This window comes from Actinomadura sp. DC4 (assembly GCF_030406325.1).
Taxonomy (GTDB): domain Bacteria; phylum Actinomycetota; class Actinomycetes; order Streptosporangiales; family Streptosporangiaceae; genus Actinoallomurus.
The window spans coordinates 38334-58764 of the sequence record NZ_JAUEQY010000019.1 but is presented as its reverse complement, the minus strand read 5'-3'; the positions used below and the strand labels follow the sequence as shown (position 1 = coordinate 58764).

General features: G+C 71.4%; 22 protein-coding genes. 13 read left to right on the top strand and 9 right to left on the bottom strand.

From position 1 onward, the window contains the following. The first annotated feature begins 47 nt into the window (after window positions 1–47). On the top strand, window positions 48–1688 hold the full coding sequence (locus QWU11_RS28405; protein ID WP_290117506.1) for a penicillin-binding transpeptidase domain-containing protein: 1641 nt from the start codon (window positions 48–50) through the stop codon (window positions 1686–1688). On the opposite strand, the gene QWU11_RS28400 is transcribed toward QWU11_RS28405, so the two are convergent. Together QWU11_RS28400 and QWU11_RS28395 are read right to left on the bottom strand one after the other, a co-directional pair. Continuing rightward, window positions 1675–2346: an endonuclease V gene (locus tag QWU11_RS28400; protein ID WP_290117505.1), complete on the bottom strand. Its 672-nt coding sequence runs from the start codon at window positions 2344–2346 to the stop codon at window positions 1675–1677. The two genes, QWU11_RS28405 and QWU11_RS28400, sit on opposite strands and share 14 nt — an antisense overlap. A 306-nt stretch (window positions 2347–2652) precedes the next feature. Beyond that, entirely contained in the window at window positions 2653–3504 is an 852-nt protein-coding gene (locus QWU11_RS28395; protein WP_290117504.1) for an NAD(P)H-binding protein, read from the bottom strand. Between the two features lie 95 nt (window positions 3505–3599). Between QWU11_RS28395 and QWU11_RS28390 the strand changes: the two genes are divergently transcribed. From QWU11_RS28390 to QWU11_RS28380, 3 genes are all read left to right on the top strand, one after another. Next, window positions 3600–4037, top strand: a complete 438-nt coding sequence (locus QWU11_RS28390) for a MarR family transcriptional regulator (protein WP_290117503.1) — start codon at window positions 3600–3602, stop codon at window positions 4035–4037. Window positions 4038–4077: 40 nt separating this feature from the next. Continuing rightward, entirely contained in the window at window positions 4078–4377 is a 300-nt protein-coding gene (locus QWU11_RS28385) for a Dabb family protein (RefSeq protein ID WP_290117502.1), read from the top strand. Window positions 4378–4497: 120 nt separating this feature from the next. After that, window positions 4498–6639 (top strand): MMPL family transporter, encoded by a 2142-nt coding sequence (locus QWU11_RS28380; RefSeq protein WP_290117501.1) that lies wholly within the window; start codon window positions 4498–4500, stop codon window positions 6637–6639. A gap of 39 nt (window positions 6640–6678) precedes the next feature. Here QWU11_RS28380 and QWU11_RS28375 read toward each other — a convergent pair whose 3' ends face one another. The 3 genes from QWU11_RS28375 to QWU11_RS28365 form a co-directional block, all read right to left on the bottom strand. Beyond that, the gene (locus tag QWU11_RS28375; protein WP_290117500.1) at window positions 6679–6978 is read right to left on the bottom strand and encodes a transcriptional regulator; all 300 of its coding nucleotides are present in this window, start codon (window positions 6976–6978) and stop codon (window positions 6679–6681) included. Then, entirely contained in the window at window positions 6975–7646 is a 672-nt protein-coding gene (locus tag QWU11_RS28370; RefSeq protein ID WP_290117499.1) for a hypothetical protein, read from the bottom strand. Before QWU11_RS28370 ends, QWU11_RS28375 begins: the two co-directional genes overlap by 4 nt. Before the next feature lie 135 nt (window positions 7647–7781). Next, the gene (locus tag QWU11_RS28365) at window positions 7782–8438 is read right to left on the bottom strand and encodes a TetR/AcrR family transcriptional regulator (protein WP_290117498.1); all 657 of its coding nucleotides are present in this window, start codon (window positions 8436–8438) and stop codon (window positions 7782–7784) included. Between the two features lie 105 nt (window positions 8439–8543). Here QWU11_RS28365 and QWU11_RS28360 point away from each other — a divergent pair, with 105 nt between their 5' ends. Further along, on the top strand, window positions 8544–9140 hold the full coding sequence (locus QWU11_RS28360) for an HAD family phosphatase (protein WP_290117497.1): 597 nt from the start codon (window positions 8544–8546) through the stop codon (window positions 9138–9140). A 4-nt stretch (window positions 9141–9144) separates the two neighbouring features. Here QWU11_RS28360 and QWU11_RS28355 read toward each other — a convergent pair whose 3' ends face one another. Continuing rightward, the gene (locus QWU11_RS28355; RefSeq protein ID WP_290117496.1) at window positions 9145–9561 is read right to left on the bottom strand and encodes a TIGR03668 family PPOX class F420-dependent oxidoreductase; all 417 of its coding nucleotides are present in this window, start codon (window positions 9559–9561) and stop codon (window positions 9145–9147) included. A 191-nt stretch (window positions 9562–9752) separates the two neighbouring features. Here QWU11_RS28355 and QWU11_RS28350 point away from each other — a divergent pair, with 191 nt between their 5' ends. The 6 genes from QWU11_RS28350 (at window position 9753) to QWU11_RS28325 (ending at window position 16793) form a co-directional block, all read left to right on the top strand. Next, entirely contained in the window at window positions 9753–11078 is a 1326-nt protein-coding gene (locus QWU11_RS28350) for an extracellular solute-binding protein (RefSeq protein WP_290117495.1), read from the top strand. Between the two features lie 84 nt (window positions 11079–11162). Continuing rightward, on the top strand, window positions 11163–12128 hold the full coding sequence (locus QWU11_RS28345; RefSeq protein ID WP_290117494.1) for a sugar ABC transporter permease: 966 nt from the start codon (window positions 11163–11165) through the stop codon (window positions 12126–12128). Continuing rightward, window positions 12125–13000 (top strand): carbohydrate ABC transporter permease, encoded by an 876-nt coding sequence (locus tag QWU11_RS28340; RefSeq protein WP_290117493.1) that lies wholly within the window; start codon window positions 12125–12127, stop codon window positions 12998–13000. Before QWU11_RS28345 ends, QWU11_RS28340 begins: the two co-directional genes overlap by 4 nt. Next, window positions 12997–14409, top strand: coding sequence for a GH1 family beta-glucosidase (locus tag QWU11_RS28335; RefSeq protein ID WP_290117492.1), 1413 nt, complete (start codon window positions 12997–12999; stop codon window positions 14407–14409). Before QWU11_RS28340 ends, QWU11_RS28335 begins: the two co-directional genes overlap by 4 nt. A gap of 4 nt (window positions 14410–14413) precedes the next feature. Next, the gene (locus QWU11_RS28330) at window positions 14414–15451 is read left to right on the top strand and encodes a LacI family DNA-binding transcriptional regulator (RefSeq protein ID WP_290117491.1); all 1038 of its coding nucleotides are present in this window, start codon (window positions 14414–14416) and stop codon (window positions 15449–15451) included. A gap of 4 nt (window positions 15452–15455) precedes the next feature. Continuing rightward, the gene (locus QWU11_RS28325) at window positions 15456–16793 is read left to right on the top strand and encodes a serine/threonine-protein kinase (RefSeq protein ID WP_290117490.1); all 1338 of its coding nucleotides are present in this window, start codon (window positions 15456–15458) and stop codon (window positions 16791–16793) included. 12 nt (window positions 16794–16805) lie between these two features. On the opposite strand, the gene QWU11_RS28320 is transcribed toward QWU11_RS28325, so the two are convergent. Beyond that, window positions 16806–17330: an NUDIX hydrolase gene (locus QWU11_RS28320; RefSeq protein ID WP_290117489.1), complete on the bottom strand. Its 525-nt coding sequence runs from the start codon at window positions 17328–17330 to the stop codon at window positions 16806–16808. A 182-nt stretch (window positions 17331–17512) separates the two neighbouring features. Between QWU11_RS28320 and QWU11_RS28315 the strand changes: the two genes are divergently transcribed. Together QWU11_RS28315 and QWU11_RS28310 are read left to right on the top strand one after the other, a co-directional pair. Beyond that, window positions 17513–18064 (top strand): hypothetical protein, encoded by a 552-nt coding sequence (locus QWU11_RS28315; RefSeq protein ID WP_290117488.1) that lies wholly within the window; start codon window positions 17513–17515, stop codon window positions 18062–18064. Window positions 18065–18117: 53 nt separating this feature from the next. After that, window positions 18118–18378, top strand: a complete 261-nt coding sequence (locus tag QWU11_RS28310; RefSeq protein WP_290117487.1) for a hypothetical protein — start codon at window positions 18118–18120, stop codon at window positions 18376–18378. Here QWU11_RS28310 and QWU11_RS28305 read toward each other — a convergent pair. Both QWU11_RS28305 and QWU11_RS28300 read right to left on the bottom strand, forming a co-directional pair. Beyond that, window positions 18375–19433, bottom strand: a complete 1059-nt coding sequence (locus QWU11_RS28305) for a MerR family transcriptional regulator (RefSeq protein ID WP_290117486.1) — start codon at window positions 19431–19433, stop codon at window positions 18375–18377. The two genes, QWU11_RS28310 and QWU11_RS28305, sit on opposite strands and share 4 nt — an antisense overlap. 36 nt (window positions 19434–19469) lie before the next feature. Beyond that, window positions 19470–20360: a LysR family transcriptional regulator gene (locus QWU11_RS28300; protein WP_290117485.1), complete on the bottom strand. Its 891-nt coding sequence runs from the start codon at window positions 20358–20360 to the stop codon at window positions 19470–19472. Window positions 20361–20431: the final 71 nt, after the last annotated feature.

Below are 20431 nucleotides of genomic sequence, written 5' to 3'. Positions count from 1 at the left end.
CTACGATGATCGATCAGACCAGACATCCGGGGGAGTGTCACGAACTCGTGCGACAGAAGTATCTGTGGGTGGCGATCGGCGCCGGGGCCCTAGTCGTGGTCCTGGGCCTTGCGGCGGGCGCCTATGTGCTGTTCCGCACCAAGGGCAGCCCGGAGAGCACCGCGAGCACGTTCCTGTCCGATTGGGAGCACGGCGACAGCACGGGGATGAGCGCCGCGGCCCTCTCTCCGCCGCCCGACATGGACCGGCAATATCAGCTGCTGCGCACCGGCCTCGGTGTGAAGACCGTACGGACGAAGCTCGGGACGGTGACCAAGCAGGACGGCGGCCACGCGATCGCGCCGTTCACCGCCGACCTCATCCTGCCGATGGGAACCTGGCACTACTCGGGCCGGCTGCTGCTCGTGACGAGCGACCACAAGTGGAAGGTCTCCTGGTCGCCGGAGAGCATCCATCCGGACCTGCACGCCGGCCAGCACCTGACCACGTCGTACCGGTGGCCGGCCCGCGCCCACGTGGTCGCGGCCAACGGCAGCCTGATCGACGGCGTCGACGTGTCCGGCTCGGTGCAACAGCTCGTCGGCCTCACCGGCGCGCTCACCGACAAGCAGGCCAAGCGGCTCGGCACCTCCTACGCCAAGGGTGACGTCGTCGGCCGGTCGGGCATCCAGCAGCGTTTCGACAAGCGGCTGGCCGGCACCCCGACGGCGTCCGTCACGGTCGCCGACGCCTCGAACCACCCGGTCAAGACGGTGGGCGGGTTCCCCGGCAAGGCGGGGCGCGACGTCCGCACGACTCTGGACCTGCACACCCAGCGGGCCGCCGCGGCCGCCGTCCAGGGGCAGAAGAAGCCGACCTCGATGGTCGTCATGCGGCCCTCCAGCGGGCAGATCCTCGCGGTCGCCAACATCCCCGGCGGGTTCGACCGCGCGATGCAGGGCACCTATCCGCCCGGCTCGACGTTCAAGGTGGTCACGGCGTACGCGCTGCTGCGCAGCGGGCTCAGCCCGTCCGCGAAGGTGCAGTGCCCCAAGAAGGCCAACGTCGGCGGTCAGGTGATCCACAACTCCGAGGGAGAGGAACTCGGCGACATCACCTTCACCGAGGCGCTCGCCCAGTCGTGCAACACCGCCTTCGCGATGCAGACCCAGCGACGCCTCAACCCGGCCCGGCTGGTCGGCGCGGCGGGGCTGTTCGGCTTCAACCAGAAGATCGACCCGGGCGTGCGCGTCGCGGCGGGCAGCTACCCCTCCCCGACGAGCGACGCGGAGATGGCCGTCTCCGGCTTCGGGCAGGGCCGTGACCTCGCCAACGCCCTCAGCATGGCCGGGGTGGCCGCCGGGGTCTCCAGCGGCACCTGGCGCCCGCCGATCTTCGTGTCGGATCCGCCGGTGCCGCAGAAGGCCAGGGCGGGCCGGCTGGACCCGAATGCCCGCGCCCAGCTCACCCAGATGATGCGCGCGGTGGTGACGAGGGGCACCGCCAAGGACACCGGACTCCCGGCCGGCACCGCGGGCAAGACCGGGACCGCGGAGTACGCCTCCGGGCACAACGGCAAGCAGCCGCCGACGCACGCGTGGTTCATCGGCTTCCGCGGGGACGTGGCGTTCGCCGTGATCGTCGAGGACGGAGGGTTCGGCGCCAAGGCCGCCGCGCCGATCGCCAAGCGCTTCCTCAACGGGCTGTGAGCGTCATCCTCGACAGGTGATCGGCCCGGCGCGTCGTCTCGGGCAGCCGGTAGCGCGGAGCGAGCCGCAGGGTCAGGGCGCAGGCCGTGTCGAGGTCGGCGCGGTGACCGATCGAGACGAACACCGGCCGTACGCCGGTCTGCGTGCGCAGGGCGCGCCCGACGACCTGTCCGCCGTCGCTGACCGCGCTCCAGGAGCCACGCTCGCCGCCCGGCTCGTCGTAGGAGCCGACCAGGTGGGTCTTGCCCACGCCGATCGAGGGCAGCCCGGTCAGCACGCCGAGGTGGCACGCGAGCCCGAACCTCTTCGGGTGCGCGAGCCCGTGCCCGTCGCAGACCAGCAGGTCCGGGGTGACGCTCAGCCGGCGCAGCGCGTCCACGAGCGCGGGGAGCTCGCGGAAGGCGAACAGGCCCGGGACGTACGGGAAGCCGGGCCGGTCGATGACCGTGGCCTCCTCGACGACGTCGAGGCTCTCGGCGTCGAGCACGACCGCGGCGGCGGCCAGCCGGTCGTCGGCGTAGGCCACGTCGAGGCCGGCCACCGTGTGTACGGCCACCGGTCCGGGCGAGGTCAGGTCGGCGAGGGGGCGCAGCCGGTCCTGGATCGTCTCGGCCTCACCGGCCTCCGTGGGCCATGGATGAAGATCCGCTACCTTCACAGGTGGTCAGGCTACGCGGGTCCGGCTTGGTGCATATTCGGACGGGTGTCCGGAGACCAAGAATGTTCGTGACTGTACGTGAAATCGTAAATGCGAGTAGTGCTTGGGTCAAAATAGGTCAAAAGACGTATTTCAAGTTCGGCTTGGAGCTTCTAGCCTCGGTGCCAGGAGATCACCGCATAGGGGAGCGGGGTCCTGTTGACATGCGGGGAGAGGAAGGCGTGATGGGCGGAGTGTCCTGGTCCTAACACATCAGTGAGCAAGGGCGGCCGGGTTCACCGGCCGCCCTTTCCCGTTCCCGTCTGCTCAGCGGCGGAACGCGCCGGCGTTGCGCGCGCACCAGTCCGCGAAGCTTCGCGGCGGGCGGCCGAGGAGCCGCTCCACGGTGTCGGTGCGGAGGCCGACCGTGTCGGCGCGCATGAGCGCCAGCGTCTTCGCGGCGGCCTCGGCGAGCGCCGGGGGCGCGCCGTCCGGGAAGCGCGACCGTACGGCCTCTTCCGTCGTGGCCGCCGTACGGACCTCGATGTCACGGCCGACGGTCTCGGCGATGATCAGCGCCTGTTCGGCGACGGTGAGGGCCTCGTCGCCGGTGAGGGAGTACTCCCGGCCTTCGTGGCCGTCCTCGGTGAGGACGAGCGCCGCGACGGCGGCGACGTCGGCGGTGTCGACGGACGCGTGGCGTCCGGGCCCGATCGCGTCGATGACGAAGCCCTCCTCGCGGATGCTCCGCGCCCATTCGAGCGCGTTGAGCATGAAGCCGTTCGGCCGCAGGAACGTGGCGGGGATTCCGGAGGCGCGGATCATCTTCTCGCGCTCGTGGTGCCAGTGGCCCATGGGCGGCATCGGGTCGCCGAGCACGTTCGTGGAGGACAGGTGCACGATGTGGCGCACGCCGGCGGCCTTCGCGGCGGCGAGGGCGTTGCCGGTGTGCCCGGTGCCGATGCCCGGCGTCAGGAGGAACATCCGGTCCGCGCCGGCGAAGGCGGGCGCCAGTGTCGCGGGCTCGCCGAGGTCCGCCACGACGCGTTCGGCCTCCTCGGGCAGCCCGGCGGCGCGGGCGGGGTCGCGCACCAGGAGGCGCTGCGCGGCACCACGGGCGCCGAGCTCGCGCACGAGGTCACGGCCGATGTTCCCGGTGGCGCCGGTGACCAGTATCATATGGCTCTCCAAAGTCGTTTGCCGTCTATCGATAGCTGCGCGACGGAACGCTAGCCGGTAAATGATTAGCCGTCAATCGACTCGTGGGAGGCGCGATGCCGGAGTTCCTGGACCTGCACGGCAGGACGTCGAAGGCGCTCCGCGCCGCGGCCGACGGGGCCATGCGCCGGCACGGGCTGCACCTCGGGCAGAACCACATGCTCGCGCTGCTGTGGGAGCAGGACGGCCGTACGCCCGGGGACGTCGCCGCCGCGCTGAACGTCACCACGCCCACCGTCGTCAAGATGGCCACCCGCATGACCGCCGGCGGGCTGCTCACCCGCCGCCGCGACGACAAGGACCAGCGCCTCGTACGGCTCTGGCTCACCGACGCCGGACGGGCGCTGCGAGAGCCGGTGGAGGCCGAGCGGAGGTTCCTGGAGGAGAGGGTCACCGCCGACCTCACCGAGGCCGAGCGCACGCACCTGATGAGCGCGCTGGCCAAGATCCACCGGTCCGCGAGCGACCTGCTGGGGGAGACGCCCGGAGGCTGAGCGTAGGGTCGTCCCCGGTGTCGACAAGAGGAGGATGACGGTGTCCGGATTCCGGCATGTGGTGGTGTTCCGGTGGCGCGAGGACGCGACCGAGGAGCAGATCCGTACGCTCGGGGAGCGGCTGAACGAGCTGCCCGGCGCCATCCCCGAGCTGCGCGCCTACGCGGTCGGCGCCGACGCGGGGATGAACCCCGGCAACGCCGACTTCGCCGTGGTCGCCGACTTCGCGGACCGCGACGCGTTCCTCGTCTATCGCGACCATCCCACGCACCGGAAGGTCATCGACGAGTGCGTCACGCCGATCGTCGCCGAGCGGAGCGCGGTCCAGTACTCCCTGTGACGCGTACGCGGCCGTACTCCTCACGGAGTACGGCCGGGGCCGAAGTGTCATCGCTCGCATGACGCCCTGCCCGCCCCCGACCCGGGAATCTGGGGGCCGGCAGACAACGAGGAGATTCCCATGCACGACGGCCCGCTCGTCCGGCTGGCCCGCTTCTGCTATCGCCGCCGGCGCCGGGTCCTGCTGCTCTGGATCGCCGGCGCCGCGATCGTGATGGCGGCCGGCTTCGGCTTCGCCCCGGCGGCCGACAACGCCTTCGGTGGCGGCGACACGGAGTCCGCGCGGGCGCAGAACCTGATCAAGGACCACTTCCCGGAGCAGAACGGCGACACGCTCACCCTGGCCATCCACGCGGACGGGGGAGTGGCCGGCGTACGGCCCCGCGTGGAGAAGGTCATCGGCGAGCTTTCGCATGGCCCGCACGTCACCTCGGTGACCTCCCCGTACGGGACTCCGGGACAGGTCTCGCCCGACCGGCGCACGGCGTTCGCACCGATCCAGCTCGACCGGATCTCCGCCGAGATGCCGAAGGCCGGCGTGCTGAAGATGATCTCCGACGTACGCGACGCGTCCGGTGACGGCCTCACGCTCGCCCTCGGCGGCAGCGCGGTGACCGACGCCGAGACGCCCGGAGGCGGCCCCACCGAGGGGATCGGCCTGCTCGCGGCGGTGATCGTGCTCCTGGTGGCGTTCGGTTCCCTGCTCGCCATGGGCCTGCCGATCATCACCGCGGTCTTCGGCATCGGCACCGGGCTGGCCGGCATCGAACTGGTCGCCCACGCGCTGCCCGCGCCCTCGTTCGGCCCGATCGTCGCCGGCCTCATCGGGCTCGGCGTCGGCGTGGACTACGCGCTGTTCATCGTCACGCGCTTCCGCGAGGCCCTCGACGGCGGCGCGGACCCCGAGGAGGCCACCACGACGGCCATCGCGACGGCGGGCCGGTCGGTCGTCTTCGCCGGCACCACCGTCGTGGTCGCGCTCCTCGGCCTGTTCGTCATGCAGCAGCGGCTGCTGAGCGCGGTCGCGGTGGCCGCCTCGCTCACCGTGCTGATGACCATGATCGCCGCGGTGACGCTGCTGCCGGCGCTGCTCGGTTTCACCGGACGTGACATCGACCGGTTCCGGGTGCCGTTCCTGGCCCGCCGGACCGGGCGCCCTCCGCTGTCCGAGCGCTGGGCCGGGGTGATCCAGCGACGCCCGGTCGCGGCCGGCGTCATCGCCACGGTCCTCCTGCTCGTCCTCGCGGCCCCGGCCCTGTCGATGCGGCTGAGCTTCACCGACTCCAGCACCCAGCCGCACGACACCAGCAGCTACGCCACGCACCGCATCCTCGCCGACGGCTTCGGCCCCGGCTACGACGCGCCGCTGGTCGTCGTCTCCCGCTCGCCCGGCGCCGCGTCGGCGGTGGCGGCCGCGGTCGGGCGCACGCCCGGCGTCGCCACCGTGACGCCCGCGCGTACCAGCCGGGACGGGGCCGCCGCGCTGTTCGTCGCCTACCCCACGACCGGGATGCAGGACGCCGCGACGCCGCGGCTCGTCCACCGGCTGCGCGACACCGTCGTACCGCGCGCGGCGGGAGACGCGCGCGTGCTCATCGGCGGGCCCAACGCCGGGACGATCGACTTCTCCGATTCCGTACGGTCCCGGCTGCCGTGGCTGATCGCGGTCGTCGTCGGCCTGTCACTGCTCCTGCTGCTCGTGCTCGTCCGCTCGGTCGCCATCGCGGTGAAGGCCGCGGTGATGAACCTCCTATCCATCGCGGCGGCGTACGGCGTGCTCACCGCGGTCGTGCAATGGGGCTGGCTCGGCCACCAGCTCGGCTTCCCGACCGGCATGCCGGTGACGCCGTGGGTGCCGCTGTTCATGTTCCCGATCCTGTTCGGGCTCTCCACCGACTACGAGGTCTTCCTGATCTCCCGCGTCCGCGAGGAGTACGACCTGGGCGCCGAGACGAGGACGGCGGTGACAAGGGGCCTGGCCCGCACCGCCCGCGTCATCACCGCGGCCGCCGCGATCATGGTGTTCGTGTTCCTGTCGGTGCTGCTCGTCGGGCAGATCGAGGTCAAGCAGGTCGGCCTGGGCCTGGGCGTCGCGGTGCTGATCGACGCGACCGTCGTACGGATGGTGCTCGTGCCCGCGGTCATGGAGCTGCTCGGCGCGGTCAACTGGTGGCTGCCGGGCTGGCTCGCCCGCGTCCTGCCCGCCGTCGAGGCACCCGCGACCGCGCCGCCCGCACTCACCGAGGAGTCGATCAGGCGCTGAGGACCGTCCACGCCTCTCCCAGCCCGGGACCGGGTCGTTCTACAGGCCGTTGAGCAGCGTGCGGAGCGTTGCGGTGTAGGCGGCGAGGGCGGTGCGGCCGTGACCGGTCAAGGCCACTGTGGTCTTGGACGCGGTTCCGCTGCCGGTCTTGTCGCTGCTGAGGTAGCCGGCGTCTTCCAGCTTGCGCAGGTGGGTGATGAGGTTGCCGGGGGTCAGCCCGATGAGATCCTGCAGGCGGGTGAAGGAGAGGGTGTCGCCGTCGGGCAGCGTGGCCAGGGCCGCGACGATCCGCAGCCGCGCCGGGACGTGGATCAGCGGGTCGAGCGCGTCATCGGTCATGGGCGAATCGCCCGGGCACGGTGCCGCCGGGCGGTGGCGGCGGCCGTGACCATGAGCACCACGCACAGGCCCGAGCCGGCGACCGCCCATGCGCCCGCCGGTCCCGCGACGGCGGCCAGCGCGCCGACGGCGGCCACCGCCAGCGCGGCGCCGGTGCCGGGCCCGTTCGCCCGGGCCGCCATGATGCCGGCCCAGGCGAGGCCGGCGACGATGAGCGGCGCGCTGGCCGGATAGAGGCCGTAGACGACGCCCCGGCTCGCTCCGGCCGCGGGCAGCGCCCCCATGACCACGAACACGCCGATCCACACCGCGGCCATGGTCGTGACCTCGGCCGGGCGCATGCGGGTTCTTCCGCGGATCCCGGCGGTCGCGCGTCTGGCCACCGTGACGGCCGCGCCGAGGTTGACCGCCGCGAGCGCGAGGACGACGAGGTAGACCGCGACATCCGGCCCACGGTAGGGGTGCTGGTCGCGCACCGACAGCCAGATCGTGCCGTAGATGGCGAGCGCGATGACCGCCCGGAACGCTGAGAACACCGGCGGGTACGGCTCGAACCGGCGTCGCGCCTGCCGCGTGGCCTGCTCCAGGAGCAGTGCCGCCGCCTGGGGGGTGAACTCGCCGCCGGCGCCCGCTGCGGCAGCGCGACCGGTGTCAGGTGTCTCGTTCATGGCATCTGCGCCTCCTCGGCTTTGTGTTGCAAAGCTAGCAAGCTTTGCAACACAAAGTCAACAGGTCGCCGCTCGACCGTCCTCAGCCTCCAACCGATCTTGGAACGGCCGTGGGATGACGATTGGAAGGGCGCTTCAGTGGACGGCGATGCCGTCGAAGAGCACCTTTATGTAATGGTCGGCGAGACCCTGGGCGTCGAGCCGGCCGCCGGGCCGGAACCACCGGACGGCCACCCAGATCGTGTCGCGGATCATGCGGTAGGTCAGCCGGGCGTCGATGTCGTCGCGGAACAACCCGGTCCGCTGGCCCTCGACGAGCTGGCCGACCCACAACCGCTCCGCGACCTCCTCGGACTTGGACAGATAGTCGAAGCGGTCGAACTGGCGCAGGTAGTTCCAGTCGTTCTGCAGGACCATGATGGCGGCCCGGTGCGGCACGAGCGTGCCGAAGCAGATGCCGACGAGCCCGGCCAGGATCGTACGCGGGTCGCCGCCCTTTTCCAGCACCGCCTGATTGGCCGCGGCGAGCTCGTCGAAGAATGCCGTGAGGATCTCGTCGACGATCGATTCTTTGGAGTCGAAATGGTGGTAAAGGCTGCCCGAGAGAATGCCGGCCTCGTCCGCGATGTTGCGGACGGTCGTCGCCTGGTAGCCCTTTTCGGCGAACAGCTCGGCCGCGAGCCGTACGAGGTGCTCGCGGCGCTCTGAGGGGAGCACGGACGAGCCCCGGCCGCGGCGCCGGGCTCCACCGGCGGCCCGGTGCGGTCCCTTGTCCTTGCCCGTGGTCGTCACCCCACCATTATGACGTGTTGCCCAACCGCTTGCTCAAATGATCGTCATCCCCCGCCGGTTAGGCTCGGTGTCGCCGTGCCGAGCGCCCCAGACCGAGAGGACCCCATGCCGCGCGCGATCGTGTTCGACCTGTTCGGAGTCATCGCCTCGACCCAGGCGCCCGAGGACATCCGCAAGATCGAAAAGGCTGCGGGCCTCGACGACCCCACCGCGTTCTGGGAGGCGTACTGGGCGTTGCGCGAGCCGTACGACGCCGGGCAGCCGGGCGCGGACTACTGGGCCGCGGTCGCCGGCCGGATCGGGACGCGCTTCGACGACGGCGCGGTCCGCGCGCTGATCGAGGCCGACATGGACAGCTGGTCCAACGCCGACGAGGTCATGGTCGAGCTGATCGGAGAGCTGGCCGCCGAGGGGCACACCCTCGGGCTGCTGTCCAACATCGTCGGCGACCTCGTGCCGATCTTCGAGGCGCGGCACCGCGCGTGGCTCGCGCACTTCAGCGCGCTGACGTACTCCTGCGAGATCGGCGTGGCCAAGCCCGACCGCCGGGCGTACGAGATCGTGGCCCAGCGCCTCGGCGTCGAGCCGCGCGACTGCCTCTTCCTCGACGACCGCGAGGTCAACGTGCTCGCCGCCCGCGAGGCCGGCATGCGGGCCGAGGTCTTCCGCACCCCGGAACAGGTCCGCGCGCTCGTCGCCTAGAGCCCTAGCCCGCGGCCCAGCCGGTCCAGCGTTCGACGGTGATCGCGACGACCGGGCCCTCGGGCGGCGTCTCGCGATACTGCCCATAGCGCTCGCGGAGCAGGGCGATCGGCCGGGCCATCGCGCCGGGGTCCTCGACGATCTCGGCGGTGCCGTCGGCGCGTGCCCACCACAGGCGTGACCAGTCGTCCTCGTAGTGGTCGGCCAGGACGGCCACGCGCGGGTCGGCACGGATGTTGCGCAGGCGTTTCAGGTCGCGGGTGCTCTTCGGCTTGGCGTCGACGGCCGTGTAGAGGCGGTCGCCGTCGACCGCGAACGTCGTCACGACCAGGTGCGGGCGACCCTCCCCATCCGTCGTGGCCAGACGGACGACCGGCACCGACGCGAGGCGCGAGCGCGCGGTCTCCTCGGTGAGCCTCATTCTCCGAGCGTGTCATGTGCCGGGAAGGCCAGTGCGGCATGTCCGTCATGTAACGAACCGGTTTCGAACTATTGACACCTGGCACCTCTCACGGCTTCGCTGCGTGGGAGCGCTCCCACGGGCGCCGGGCCCGCGGAGCCCGGTGGCCCATGAACCCGGCTAATGGAGACGACCTGAGAGGGGTTCGTCAAATGAGGGTCATCAGACATCGCGGGCATATCGCCCTGGCGATGGTGCTGTCCGCCGCGCTCGCTGCGGCGACGGCGTGCGCGGGGGACAGTGACAAGAAGGGCTCCGGCGGCGGATCGGGCGACAAGATCACCCTGACCGTCGACGACTTCGGCACCTTCGGCTACCAGGACCTTTACAAGCAGTACGAGGCCCAACACCCGAATATCAAGATCAGCGAGCGGAACGTCCCCAAGCTCGATGACTACACGCCGCGGCTCCAGCAGTGGATCGCGGCGGGCGCCGGCGCCGGCGACGTGGTGGCCATCGAAGAGGGCATCATGGTCAAGTTCAAGTCCCAGCCGGACAAGTTCGTCGACCTGAAGAAGTACGGCGCGTCCTCGCTGCAGAACAACTTCATCCCGTGGAAGTGGCAGGGCGGGATGAGCCCGGACGGCTCCAAGCTCATCGGCCTCGGCACCGACGTCGGCAGCATGGCGCTGTGCTACCGCAGTGACCTGTTCAAGAAGGCCAAGCTGCCGAGCGACCGGGACGCCGTCACCAAGCTGTGGCCCACGTGGGACGACTTCATCGCCACCGGCAAGAAGTTCACCGCGGCGATCGGCGGTGGCACGAAGTTCATCGACAGCCCCGAGACCTACTACAACACCATCCTCATGCAGGAGGCAGGCAAGGGCACCAACCAGACCTACTTCGACCAGAGCAACAAGTTCGTCATGGAGTCGAACCCGGCCGTGAAGGCGGCCTGGGACGAGACCGTGAAGATGTCGCAGGCGGGCCTGGCGAACGGCGTGCAGTTCCTGTCCGACCCGTGGAGCCAGGCGCTGAAGAAGGGCGCGTTCGCGACGGCGCCGTGCCCGGCCTGGATGCTCGGCCTGATCAAGCAGTTCGGCGGCGACGGGCAGAGCGGCAAGTGGGACGTCGCCGGTGTGCCGGGCGGCGGCGGTAGCTGGGGCGGTTCGTGGCTCGCGGTGCCGACGCAGAGCAAGCACCCGAAAGAGGCCGCCGACCTGGTGAAGTTCCTGACCAGCACGCAGGGGCAGATCGGCGCGTTCAAGGTCGCCAACAACCTGCCGTCCTCGCCGCAGGCGCTGAGCGACGCCTCGGTCAAGGCGTTCGCCAACCCGTACTTCAACAACGCCCCGGTCGGCGCGATCTACGGCCCGGCCGCGGTCAACCTCAAGCCGGTCTATCTGGGGGCCGACAACCAGGAGGTGCGCCAGGCGGTCGAGGCCGACCTGCGCGCGATCGCCCAGGGGAAGCTGTCTCCCGGCTCCGGCTGGGGCAAGGCCGTCTCCGACGCGAAGAAGGCCGCGGGAACGGGGTGAGACCGGGTGGCGGCGCCGGGCTCCCCAGGACGACCTGCCGGCGCCGCCCCCCGCCCCCGACACCTAATGGAAAGGACCTCCCGAATGGCTCTCGACGTGCGGCCCGCCCCGGCCGGCGCCCAGGTCGCGCCGCCATCCCGGCGCCGCCGATGGCGGACCCGGCTGTCCCGGCTGGACGTGTCGCTCTCGCCGTACCTCTACATCTCGCCCTTCTACCTGCTGTTCCTCGTGTTCGGCCTGTTCCCGCTCGGCTACACGTTCTGGGTCTCGCTGAACCACTGGGAGATCATCGGCGACCACGAGTTCATCGGCCTGCGGAACTACACGCGGCTGATGAGCGACGACCAGTTCTGGAACGCGGTCGGCAACACGTTCGGGATGTTCGCCATCGCCACCATCCCGCAGATCATGCTGGCACTGCTGCTCGCGAACGCGCTCAACCGCAAGATGCGGGCGCCCACGCTGTTCCGCATGGGCGTGCTGCTGCCGCTGGTCACCTCGGTCGCGGCGGTGGCGATCGTGTTCACGCAGATCTTCGGGCGCGACTACGGCATGGCCAACTGGTTCCTGCATTTCTTCGGCGTCCACAAGGTCGACTGGCAGGCGAACAAGTGGTCCTCGTGGCTGGCCATCTCGACCATGGTCGACTGGCGGTGGACCGGCTACAACGCGCTGATCTTCCTGGCCGGCATGCAGGCGATCCCGCGCACGCTGTACGAGGCGGCGGCCATCGACGGGGCGTCCCGGAAGAAGCAGTTCTGGCGCATCACGGTCCCGCTGCTGCGCCCGACGATCGTCTTCGTCACGATCATCTCCACCATCGGGGGCCTGCAGCTGTTCACCGAACCGCTGCTGTTCAACAACGGCTACATGAACGGCGGCTCGCTCCGGCAGTCGCAGACCGTGTCGATGTACATGTTCGAGAACGCCTTCCAGCGCTTCCAGTACGGCTACGGATCGGCCGTCGCCTGGATGCTGTTCCTGCTGATCCTGGTCTTCTCGCTGCTCAACTTCCTGATCATCCGCCGGCTCGCGGGAGGCGAGAAATGAAGGCCTTCGTCGTTCGCCGTACGCGCGTGGCCGTGGCGGGCTCGGCGCGCCTGTGGCAGGCGAGCCCGCTGACGTACGCCGTGCTGATCTTCGGGATCGCGCTGTCGGCGTTCCCGCTGTACTGGATGTTCGTCGTCGCCACGCGTACCAACGACGTGGTCGGCGCGGTACCGCCGCCGTTCATCGCCGGCCAGCACCTGGGCGAGAACATGAACCGGCTGTTCGACAACGAGCAGGCGCACTTCGCCAAGGCACTGGTGAACTCCGCCATCGCCTCGGCCGTGGTCGCCTTCTCGACGGTGTTCTTCGCCTCGCTGGCCGGGTTCGCCTTCGCCAAGCTGCGCTTCCGCGGCCGCAACGCGCTGCTGCTCGTCATCGTCGCCACGATGATGGTGCCGGTACAGATGGGGATCATCCCGCTGTACATGGTCATGGTGCACCTGCACTGGACCGGCAAGCTGCAGGCCGTCATCGTGCCGTTCCTGGTCACCGGCTTCGGCGTCTTCATGATGCGGCAGTACGCCTCCCAGGCCGTCCCGGACGAGCTGATCGAGGCCGCGCGGGTCGACGGCGCCTCGACGTTCCGGATCTTCTGGAGCGTCGTGCTGCCGGCGCTGCGCCCGGCCGCCTCAGTGCTGGCCCTGTTCACGTTCATGCAGACCTGGAACGAGTTCATCTGGCCGCGCGCGGTGCTCAACCCGGACAACCCGACCGTGCAGTACTCCCTCGCGCTGCTCAACAGCGCCTACTTCAACGACTACACGCTGATGTTCGCCGGGACCGTCGTGGCGACCGTCCCGCTGTTCGTCGTCTTCGTGGTGTTCGGCCGCCAGATCATCGGCGGAATCATGGAAGGTGCGGTCAAGGCATGACAACTCAGCCATCGCAGGCCGAGACACGGCTCGGTTTCCCGACGGACTTCGTCTGGGGGGCGGCGACCGCCGCGTACCAGATCGAGGGCGCCGTCGCCGTGGACGGCCGCGGGCCCTCGATCTGGGACACCTTCGCCCACACGCCCGGCGTGGTGCTGGGCGGGGACACCGGCGACGTCGCCGTCGACCACTACCACCGGTTCGGCGAGGACGTCGCGCTCATGTCCTCGCTCGGCCTGAGCGCCTACCGCTTCTCGATCTCCTGGCCGCGGGTCCAGCCCGGCGGCTCCGGCGCGGTCAACGCCAAGGGGCTCGACTTCTACCGTCGGCTCGTGGACGCGCTGCTCACCGCGGGCATCGAGCCCTGGCCGACGCTGTACCACTGGGACCTGCCGCAGGAGCTGGAGGACAAGGGCGGCTGGCCCGCGCGCGACACGGCGTACCGGTTCGCCGAATACGCCGCGATCGTGCACGAGGCCATCGGCGACCGGGTGGCGCACTGGACGACGGTGAACGAGCCGTGGTGCGCGGCGTTCCTCGGGTACGCCTCCGGCGACCACGCGCCGGGCCGCCGCGACCCGGAGTCGTCCGTACGGGCCGCGCACCATCTGCTGCTCGGGCACGGAATGGCGGCCGCCGCACTCCGCGGCGCCGGGGCCCAGGCCGGCGCCGCGGTCAACCTCTACGCCGTCACGCCCGCGAGCGAGGCTCCGGAAGACGTGGACGCCGCCCGCCGGATCGACGGGCTGCAGAACCGGTTCTTCCTCGACGCCCTGCTGCGCGGGAGGTACCCCGAAGACGTCCTGGCCGACCTTGAGCCGTACGACCTCGGTGTCCGCGACGGCGACCTGGAGATCATCGGCGGGCCCATCGACATGCTCGGCGTCAACTACTACAACCGCTTCATCGTCACCGGCAAGGAGGGCGCCGCCCCGGCCATCACCTCGCCGTTCGCCCAGGCCTCGCCCTGGCCCGGCAGCGAGCACGTCGGGTTCGTGCAGGTCGGGCGGCCGGTCACCGCGATGGGCTGGGAGATCGACGAGTCCGGCCTGACCGAGGTCCTCACCCGGGTCGCGGCCGACTATCCGCCGGTCCCGCTCTACGTCACCGAGAACGGGGCGGCCTTCGACGACGTCGTGTCGGCCGAGGGAGTCGAGGATCCCGACCGGGTCGCCTACCTGGACGCCCACCTGCGCGCCTGCCACGCGGCCATCGGCCAGGGGGTGCCGCTGCGCGGGTATTTCGCCTGGTCACTGCTGGACAACTTCGAGTGGGGCTGGGGGTACGCCAAGCGGTTCGGGATCGTGTACGTCGACTTCGAGACCCAGGCGCGCATCCCCAAGACCAGCGCCCGCTGGTACTCGTCGGTGATCGGGCGAGGCGGAATCGGCTTGTCATCGGCAGAATGAAGTCGTGAGTGAGCGTACGCGGGACCCAGCACAGGCCCGTCCGACCCTCGAGGCCGTCGCGGCCCTCGCCGGCGTCGGCCGGGGCACCGTCTCACGCGTGGTCAACGGATCGCCGAAGGTGAGCCCGGAGGCCCGCGAGGCGGTGCTGCGGGCCATCGACGAACTCGGCTACGTCCCGAACCGCGCCGCACGTACACTGGTCACCCGGCGTACCGACACCGTCGCGCTGTTCGTGTCGGAGTCGGAGGAACGCGTCTTCGGCGAGCCGTACTTCGCCGGGATCATCCGCGGGATCAGCGCCGGGCTGGCCGGTACGGGCCTTCAGCTCCTGCTGGCGATCGCCCAGTCCGCCGACGACCACACGCGGTTCGAGCGCTACCTCACCGGCCAGCACGTCGACGGCGTCCTGCTGATCTCGCTGCACGGCGGCGATCCGCTGCCCCGGCACCTGGAGGAGAACGGCGTGCCCACCGTGCTCGGTGGCGCGCCGGTCGGCGTCGATCCGGTGAGCTGCGTCGACGCCGACAACCGCGGCGGCGCCCGTAAGGCGGTCGAGCATCTGATCGGCCTCGGGCGCCGCAGGGTCGCCGCGATCACCGGGCCGCAGGACATGCGCGTGGGCGTCGACCGGCTCGGCGGCTACCAGGACGTGCTGTCCACGGCCGGCCTGCCCGAGCTCGTCGCCGTCGGAGACTTCAGCGAGGAGTCCGGCGAGCGCGCGATGCGCGAGCTGCTCGCCCGTGTGCCGGATCTGGACGCGGTCTTCGCGGCCTCGGACCCGATGGCGGTCGGCGCGATGCGCGTCCTGAAGGAGCACGGGCGGCGGATTCCGGCCGACGTCGCGCTCGTCGGATTCGACGATTCGGCCACCGCGCGGCACACCGACCCGCCGTTGACGTCGGTCCATCAGCCGCTGGAGGCGATGGGCCGAGAAATGGCAAGACTGCTGGTAGCGCGCATACGGGGCGAATCGATCGAGGATTCCATGGTCATTTTGGACACCCATCTGGTCACACGAGCGTCCTCATGTGCGCCACACTGAGCGGATGGACTCGCTCCTCGCCGGCAGATACCGGCTGCGCCAGCGGATCGGCACCGGTGGCATGGCTTCCGTCTGGCTCGCCCGCGATGAGGTTCTGATCCGTCCGGTCGCGGTGAAACTGATCGACCCGGACCTCGTACGCGACGAGACGTTCCGCGAGCGCTTCCGCGAGGAGGCGCGCGCGGCGGCCGCCCTGTCGCATCCGCACATCGTGACCGTGCACGACTACGGAGAGTCCGACGGCACCCCGTACATCGTGATGGAACTCCTCACCGGCGGCACGCTGGACGAGCGCTACCCGGTCCCCGACATCGAACGGGTGATCGGCGAGATCGCCTCGGCCCTGGCCGCCGCGCACGCCGCGCGGATCGTCCACCGCGACATCAAGCCGACCAACATCTTCCTGACCTCCGCCGGGGTCAAGGTGCTCGACTTCGGCATTGCCGACGACGAGCGGATGGGCACGCCGGCCTACCTCCCCCCGGAGCACGACCTGTCGCCGTCCGCGGACGTGTACGCGCTCGGGATCGTGTGGTTCGAGGCCGTACGCGGCCGCCGCCCGGAGCAGGGGGAGACCCTCGGCGGGATGCAGGAGCGCTGCGTCTCCGCCTCCGCCGTGGACCGCCCCACCGCCTCGGAGATCGCCACCGCGCTGGGGGTGACGCCCGGCGACCAGGAGGACGAGGTGGCCGGGGGCGAGCAGGCGGCGGCGTACGAGGCCGCCAGCGCGGCTCGTGAGATCACGCTCCGCCGGCCGCCCCGCACACCGACGCGCGCCCTCACGGCGCCGGCGGTTCCGCCGGCGAAATCGCGCGGACGGCTGTTGCTGGTCGCGGGCGGCACGACGGCCGCGGCGGCCGTCACCGTCGGCCTGGTCCTGGGCGGCGCGACGTTCAGCCCGGTCGCGGCGCCGGAGGACGCCTCGCCGTCGGCCTCCGCGTCGCCGGGCTCGCTGGACGCCTCGCCGGAGCGCCCGGTCACCGACGCGTCGCCGCCCTCGCGGGTGCAGGCGCACCAGCACGCCGCGCACCAGACCACGCCGAACCAGGCGGGCACGGTACCGAGCGCGCCGGCCGTCACGCCGCCGACCGCGCTGGAGGCGCTGAGCCAGATGCGCCGTTCGGTCGATGAGGGCCTGTCGGCGAGCGACATACGCGTGGACGTGGCCATCGACCTGGAGAACATCATCAGCGCCCTGCAGTCCCAGCTGGCGATGGGGCAGAAGGTGGACGTGAACCAGCGGGTCAGCGAGCTGCGCACCAAGATCGCCCAGCGCGTACGGGAGGGCGGCCTCACCCAGACGCGCGCCGACGCCCTGACGCGGGTCCTGTCCGCGGTCTGAGCCCGCGCGGCCTCAGCCGTGCAGGAGATAGCGCGTGTAGGCGGCCATGGTCGGGCCGTCGACGATCTCGCCGGTCCGCATCATGCGCTCCACCTCGGCACGGGGGAACCACTCCTGCCGCATGCCCTGCTCCTCCGGGTCGCGGTCGGGCTCGCCGGGGGTCAGGCCGGTGGCGAGGAAGATGTCGCAGTTCTGGCTCGTGAGCCCGGGCGCGATCGCGAGCGACCCGATCCGCTCGATCCGCCCCGCGCGCAGCCCGGTCTCCTGCGCGAGCTCGGCGCGCGCCAGCTCCTCGGTGGTGGTCTGCCGGTCATCGGGCCAGGTGCCCTGGGGGAACTCCCACGACCGGCGCGACAGCGCGTACCGGTACTGCTCGACGAGGTGGAACCCGTCGTCCTGCACGGGAATGATCAGCGCCGCCGTCGGCTTGTCCACCACGCCGTAGATACCGGGCGACCCGTCGGGGTGCCGGATGTCGTCCTCACGCACGGACATCCAGCGGTTGCGATAGACCTCACGGGTCGCGATCTGGATCATCCGCCCACAATGCCATGACCATCCGGCCTCCGCGTGGGCGGCCTCCCGCACCGGCCGGGCGCACGGCCAAGAAACCGTCAGTGCCCGCACATCATTGAGACACGGCCAATGCCGCCGCCGGCCTTTCCAGCCATCCCGATGATCTTCTTCGGAGAACGGGAGAAGAAACGCGGGGGAGCCGGATGACCTCATTCTCAGGAGCCGCGGCCGGAATGGCCGTGGTGGTGCTCGCGGGCGTGGCCGCCCCGGCACAGGCGGTCGCCCGGCGGCGTCTCGTCCCCGTGCCCTGCGGCGCGGCCTCGCTGGCCGCCGCGGTCGCCGCGACCCCCTCCGTGCTCCGGCTGGCGCCGCTCTGCACCTACCTGATCGCCTCCGCGCTGCCGCAGGTCACCGGCGACATCGCGCTCGTCGGCGGCCCGGCCACGACCCTCAAGCGCGACCCGTCGGCGGCCGACCTGCGGCTCCTCGACGTGGCCGCCGGCGGCCGGTTGCGCGTCCTGGGCATCACGCTGCGGAACGGCGGCACGACCACCGGGCCGGGCGGCGTACGGAACGCGGGCACGCTCGTCCTCGACCACGTCACGCTCACCGGGAACACCGCGCTGAACGACAACGGCGGCGGACCGGAGAACACCGGGAACGCGCTGATCGCCCATTCCGTTTTCGCGGCCAACGCCACCCGGGGCCGGACGGCGACAGAGACGGCGGCGCCATTCACAATGACGGTACACTGACCGTTCTCGCGAGCCGTTTCTCCGGAAACATCGGAGCCCGCGACGGCGGCGGCGTGTTCACGACCGCCGGCCACACCGCGCGGATCATCCGGTCCACGATCGCGGCCAACTCCGCCGGGAACCTCGGCGGCGGGGTCGACAACCGGGGCACGACCACGCTCGTCCGCACGCTCGTGCGGTTCAACCCGGCCCTCGGCAGCGGCGCGGCCGGCGGCGGGATCCAGAACGCCGGCACCGTCGTCCTCAGGCGTTCGGTCGTCGACGTGAACAGCCCGACCGACTGCGCGCCCGCGCTGCCGGGCTGCGCCGGCTAACCGGTCACGTCCGCGACCACGCAGGTGATGTTGTCCGGCCCGCCCGCGTCGTTGGCGAGGTCGACCAGCCGCCGTACGGCCTCCTCGGGGTCGGCGGACGTGGTCAGGGTCTCCCGGAGGGCCTGGACCGGGACGACGGCGGACAGGCCGTCGGAGCACAGCAGGTACCGGTCGCCGGGCCGCGCCTCGCGCAGCTTCAGGTCGGCCGCGACGCCGCCGCCATGCAGCGCGCGCAGCAGCAGCGACCGCTGCGGGTGGGAGGCCGCCTCCTCCGGGCTGAGCCGCCCCTCGTCGACCAGCGACTGGACGTGCGTGTGGTCGTCGGTGATCTGGAACAGTTCGCCGTCGCGCAGGACGTACGCGCGGGAGTCGCCGATGTGGACGAGGCCGAGCCGGGAGCCCGACCACAGCATCGCGGTGAGCGTGCTGCCGGACCCCTCCATCGCCGGGTCGGACCGGGCGATCTCGCGCAGCGCCGCATCGGCCGAGTGGACCGCCTCGTCGAGCGCGTTCAGCAGGTCGCCCGCGGGGACGTCGGTGTCGAGGGGCCGCAGCGCCTCGATGACGGCCGCGCTCGCGGGCGCGCCGCGTCCCTCCTCGCCGAAGCCGTCCGCGACCGCGAGCAGCCGCGCGCCCGCGTACACGGAGTCGTCATTGGTCGCGCGGACCCGGCCGATGTCGGACCGTGTGGCGTAGCGGATGCCGAGTGTCAGCCGCTCATCGGCCTGCTCCGACAGCTGGTCGATGAGGAAGGCGGCCAGGTCGCGCCGGGCGGCGGTGTCGGCCTCGACCCGCGCCCAGTACGCGGCGACCTCGCGGGCGGCCTCTTCCGGTTCGAGCTCGCACACGACGCGGATCCGGGCCAGCGGCATGCCGAGCCGCCGGAGCCAGGCCACGAGCCGGGCACGGGGCAGCTGCGCCGGCTCGTACAGCCGGTAGCCCGAGGCCGGGTCGACGCGCGCCGGCCGGAGCAGGCCGAGCTCGTCGTACAGCCGCAGTGCCTTGGGCGACAGCCGTGCCGCCCGCGCGAACGCGCCGATCGTGAGGGAACCCATGTCGCCTTTCTCCGCGTCGCGTCCGATGCTGTTGCCTCACCCAGGGACAAGGTCAAGCGCCGCCCGGCGCAGCGCCGACCGGACCGCGGCGAGCGCCGGCCGCGCGAGACCGTCCTCCCGTACGGCGACGAGCACGCGCCGGGCGATCCCGGTGTCCCTCGTCGTGACCGTCGGCTCGCGCTCGGGCCGGGACAGGTCGGGCAGGAGGGTCACCGCGCCGCCGGTGGCGACGAGCGCGAGCAGGACGAGCAGGTCGGTCGCGCGGTGCCGGATGTCGGGCGCGAAACCGCCCACGGTGGTGCACGCCTGGACCAGCAGCCGCTCGTGGCTGGTGCCCGGATGGCCGCCCGCCCACGCGGCGCCGGCCAGCTCACGCAGGTGCGCCGCCGGATGGCCGCGGGGCAGGACGAGGCGCACCCGCTCGGCGTAGACCTCCTCGACGGCGAGCCCGCGAGGCCGGGTGCGCCGCTGGTCGCCGTACTCGTCGCAGACCGCCACGTCGCACTCCCGGCGCAGGAGGGCGTCCAGCGCCTCGTCGGGCTCGGCCTCGGTGACCTCCAGCCGGAGGCCCGGATGGCGGCTCGTCAGGTCGGCCAGGGCGGGCGCGGCCAGGCTGATCGCCGCGGTCTGGAACGCCGTGAGCCGTACGGTCCCGGCCACCACGCCCGCGGCGGCCGCCATCTCGGCCTCGGCGCGCTCCATCCGGGTGAGCAGGGCGTCGGCGTGGCGTACGAGCACGCGGGCCGCCTCGGTCAGGCGCAGCCGCCGCCCGTCGCGCTCGAACAGCAGCACCCCGGCCTCCCGTTGCAGCTCGGCGAGCTGGTGGGAGACGGTCGAGGGGCTGAAGGACAGGGCGTCCGCCACGGCGGCGATCGTGCCGCGGGCATGCAGCTCGCGCAGCAGCCGCAGCCGCCGAAGATCCAGCATCGTTCGAATTCTTCCACGGATATCCACCGGGAATCATCGCTGGACCCGGCGGTTCGCCGGAGTGACGATCG

Coding starts and splice junctions, on each gene's coding strand:
- QWU11_RS28350 (WP_290117495.1), top strand. CDS start 9,753: ATGAGGGTCATCAGACATCGCGGGCATATCGCCCTGGCGATGGTGCTG.
- QWU11_RS28335 (WP_290117492.1), top strand. CDS start 12,997: ATGACAACTCAGCCATCGCAGGCCGAGACACGGCTCGGTTTCCCGACG.
- QWU11_RS28340 (WP_290117493.1), top strand. CDS start 12,125: ATGAAGGCCTTCGTCGTTCGCCGTACGCGCGTGGCCGTGGCGGGCTCG.
- QWU11_RS28380 (WP_290117501.1), top strand. CDS start 4,498: ATGCACGACGGCCCGCTCGTCCGGCTGGCCCGCTTCTGCTATCGCCGC.
- QWU11_RS28360 (WP_290117497.1), top strand. CDS start 8,544: ATGCCGCGCGCGATCGTGTTCGACCTGTTCGGAGTCATCGCCTCGACC.
- QWU11_RS28370 (WP_290117499.1), bottom strand. CDS start 7,646: ATGAACGAGACACCTGACACCGGTCGCGCTGCCGCAGCGGGCGCCGGC.
- QWU11_RS28300 (WP_290117485.1), bottom strand. CDS start 20,360: ATGCTGGATCTTCGGCGGCTGCGGCTGCTGCGCGAGCTGCATGCCCGC.
- QWU11_RS28315 (WP_290117488.1), top strand. CDS start 17,513: ATGACCTCATTCTCAGGAGCCGCGGCCGGAATGGCCGTGGTGGTGCTC.
- QWU11_RS28345 (WP_290117494.1), top strand. CDS start 11,163: ATGGCTCTCGACGTGCGGCCCGCCCCGGCCGGCGCCCAGGTCGCGCCG.
- QWU11_RS28375 (WP_290117500.1), bottom strand. CDS start 6,978: ATGACCGATGACGCGCTCGACCCGCTGATCCACGTCCCGGCGCGGCTG.
- QWU11_RS28395 (WP_290117504.1), bottom strand. CDS start 3,504: ATGATACTGGTCACCGGCGCCACCGGGAACATCGGCCGTGACCTCGTG.
- QWU11_RS28305 (WP_290117486.1), bottom strand. CDS start 19,433: ATGGGTTCCCTCACGATCGGCGCGTTCGCGCGGGCGGCACGGCTGTCG.
- QWU11_RS28325 (WP_290117490.1), top strand. CDS start 15,456: ATGGACTCGCTCCTCGCCGGCAGATACCGGCTGCGCCAGCGGATCGGC.
- QWU11_RS28355 (WP_290117496.1), bottom strand. CDS start 9,561: ATGAGGCTCACCGAGGAGACCGCGCGCTCGCGCCTCGCGTCGGTGCCG.
- QWU11_RS28320 (WP_290117489.1), bottom strand. CDS start 17,330: ATGATCCAGATCGCGACCCGTGAGGTCTATCGCAACCGCTGGATGTCC.
- QWU11_RS28390 (WP_290117503.1), top strand. CDS start 3,600: ATGCCGGAGTTCCTGGACCTGCACGGCAGGACGTCGAAGGCGCTCCGC.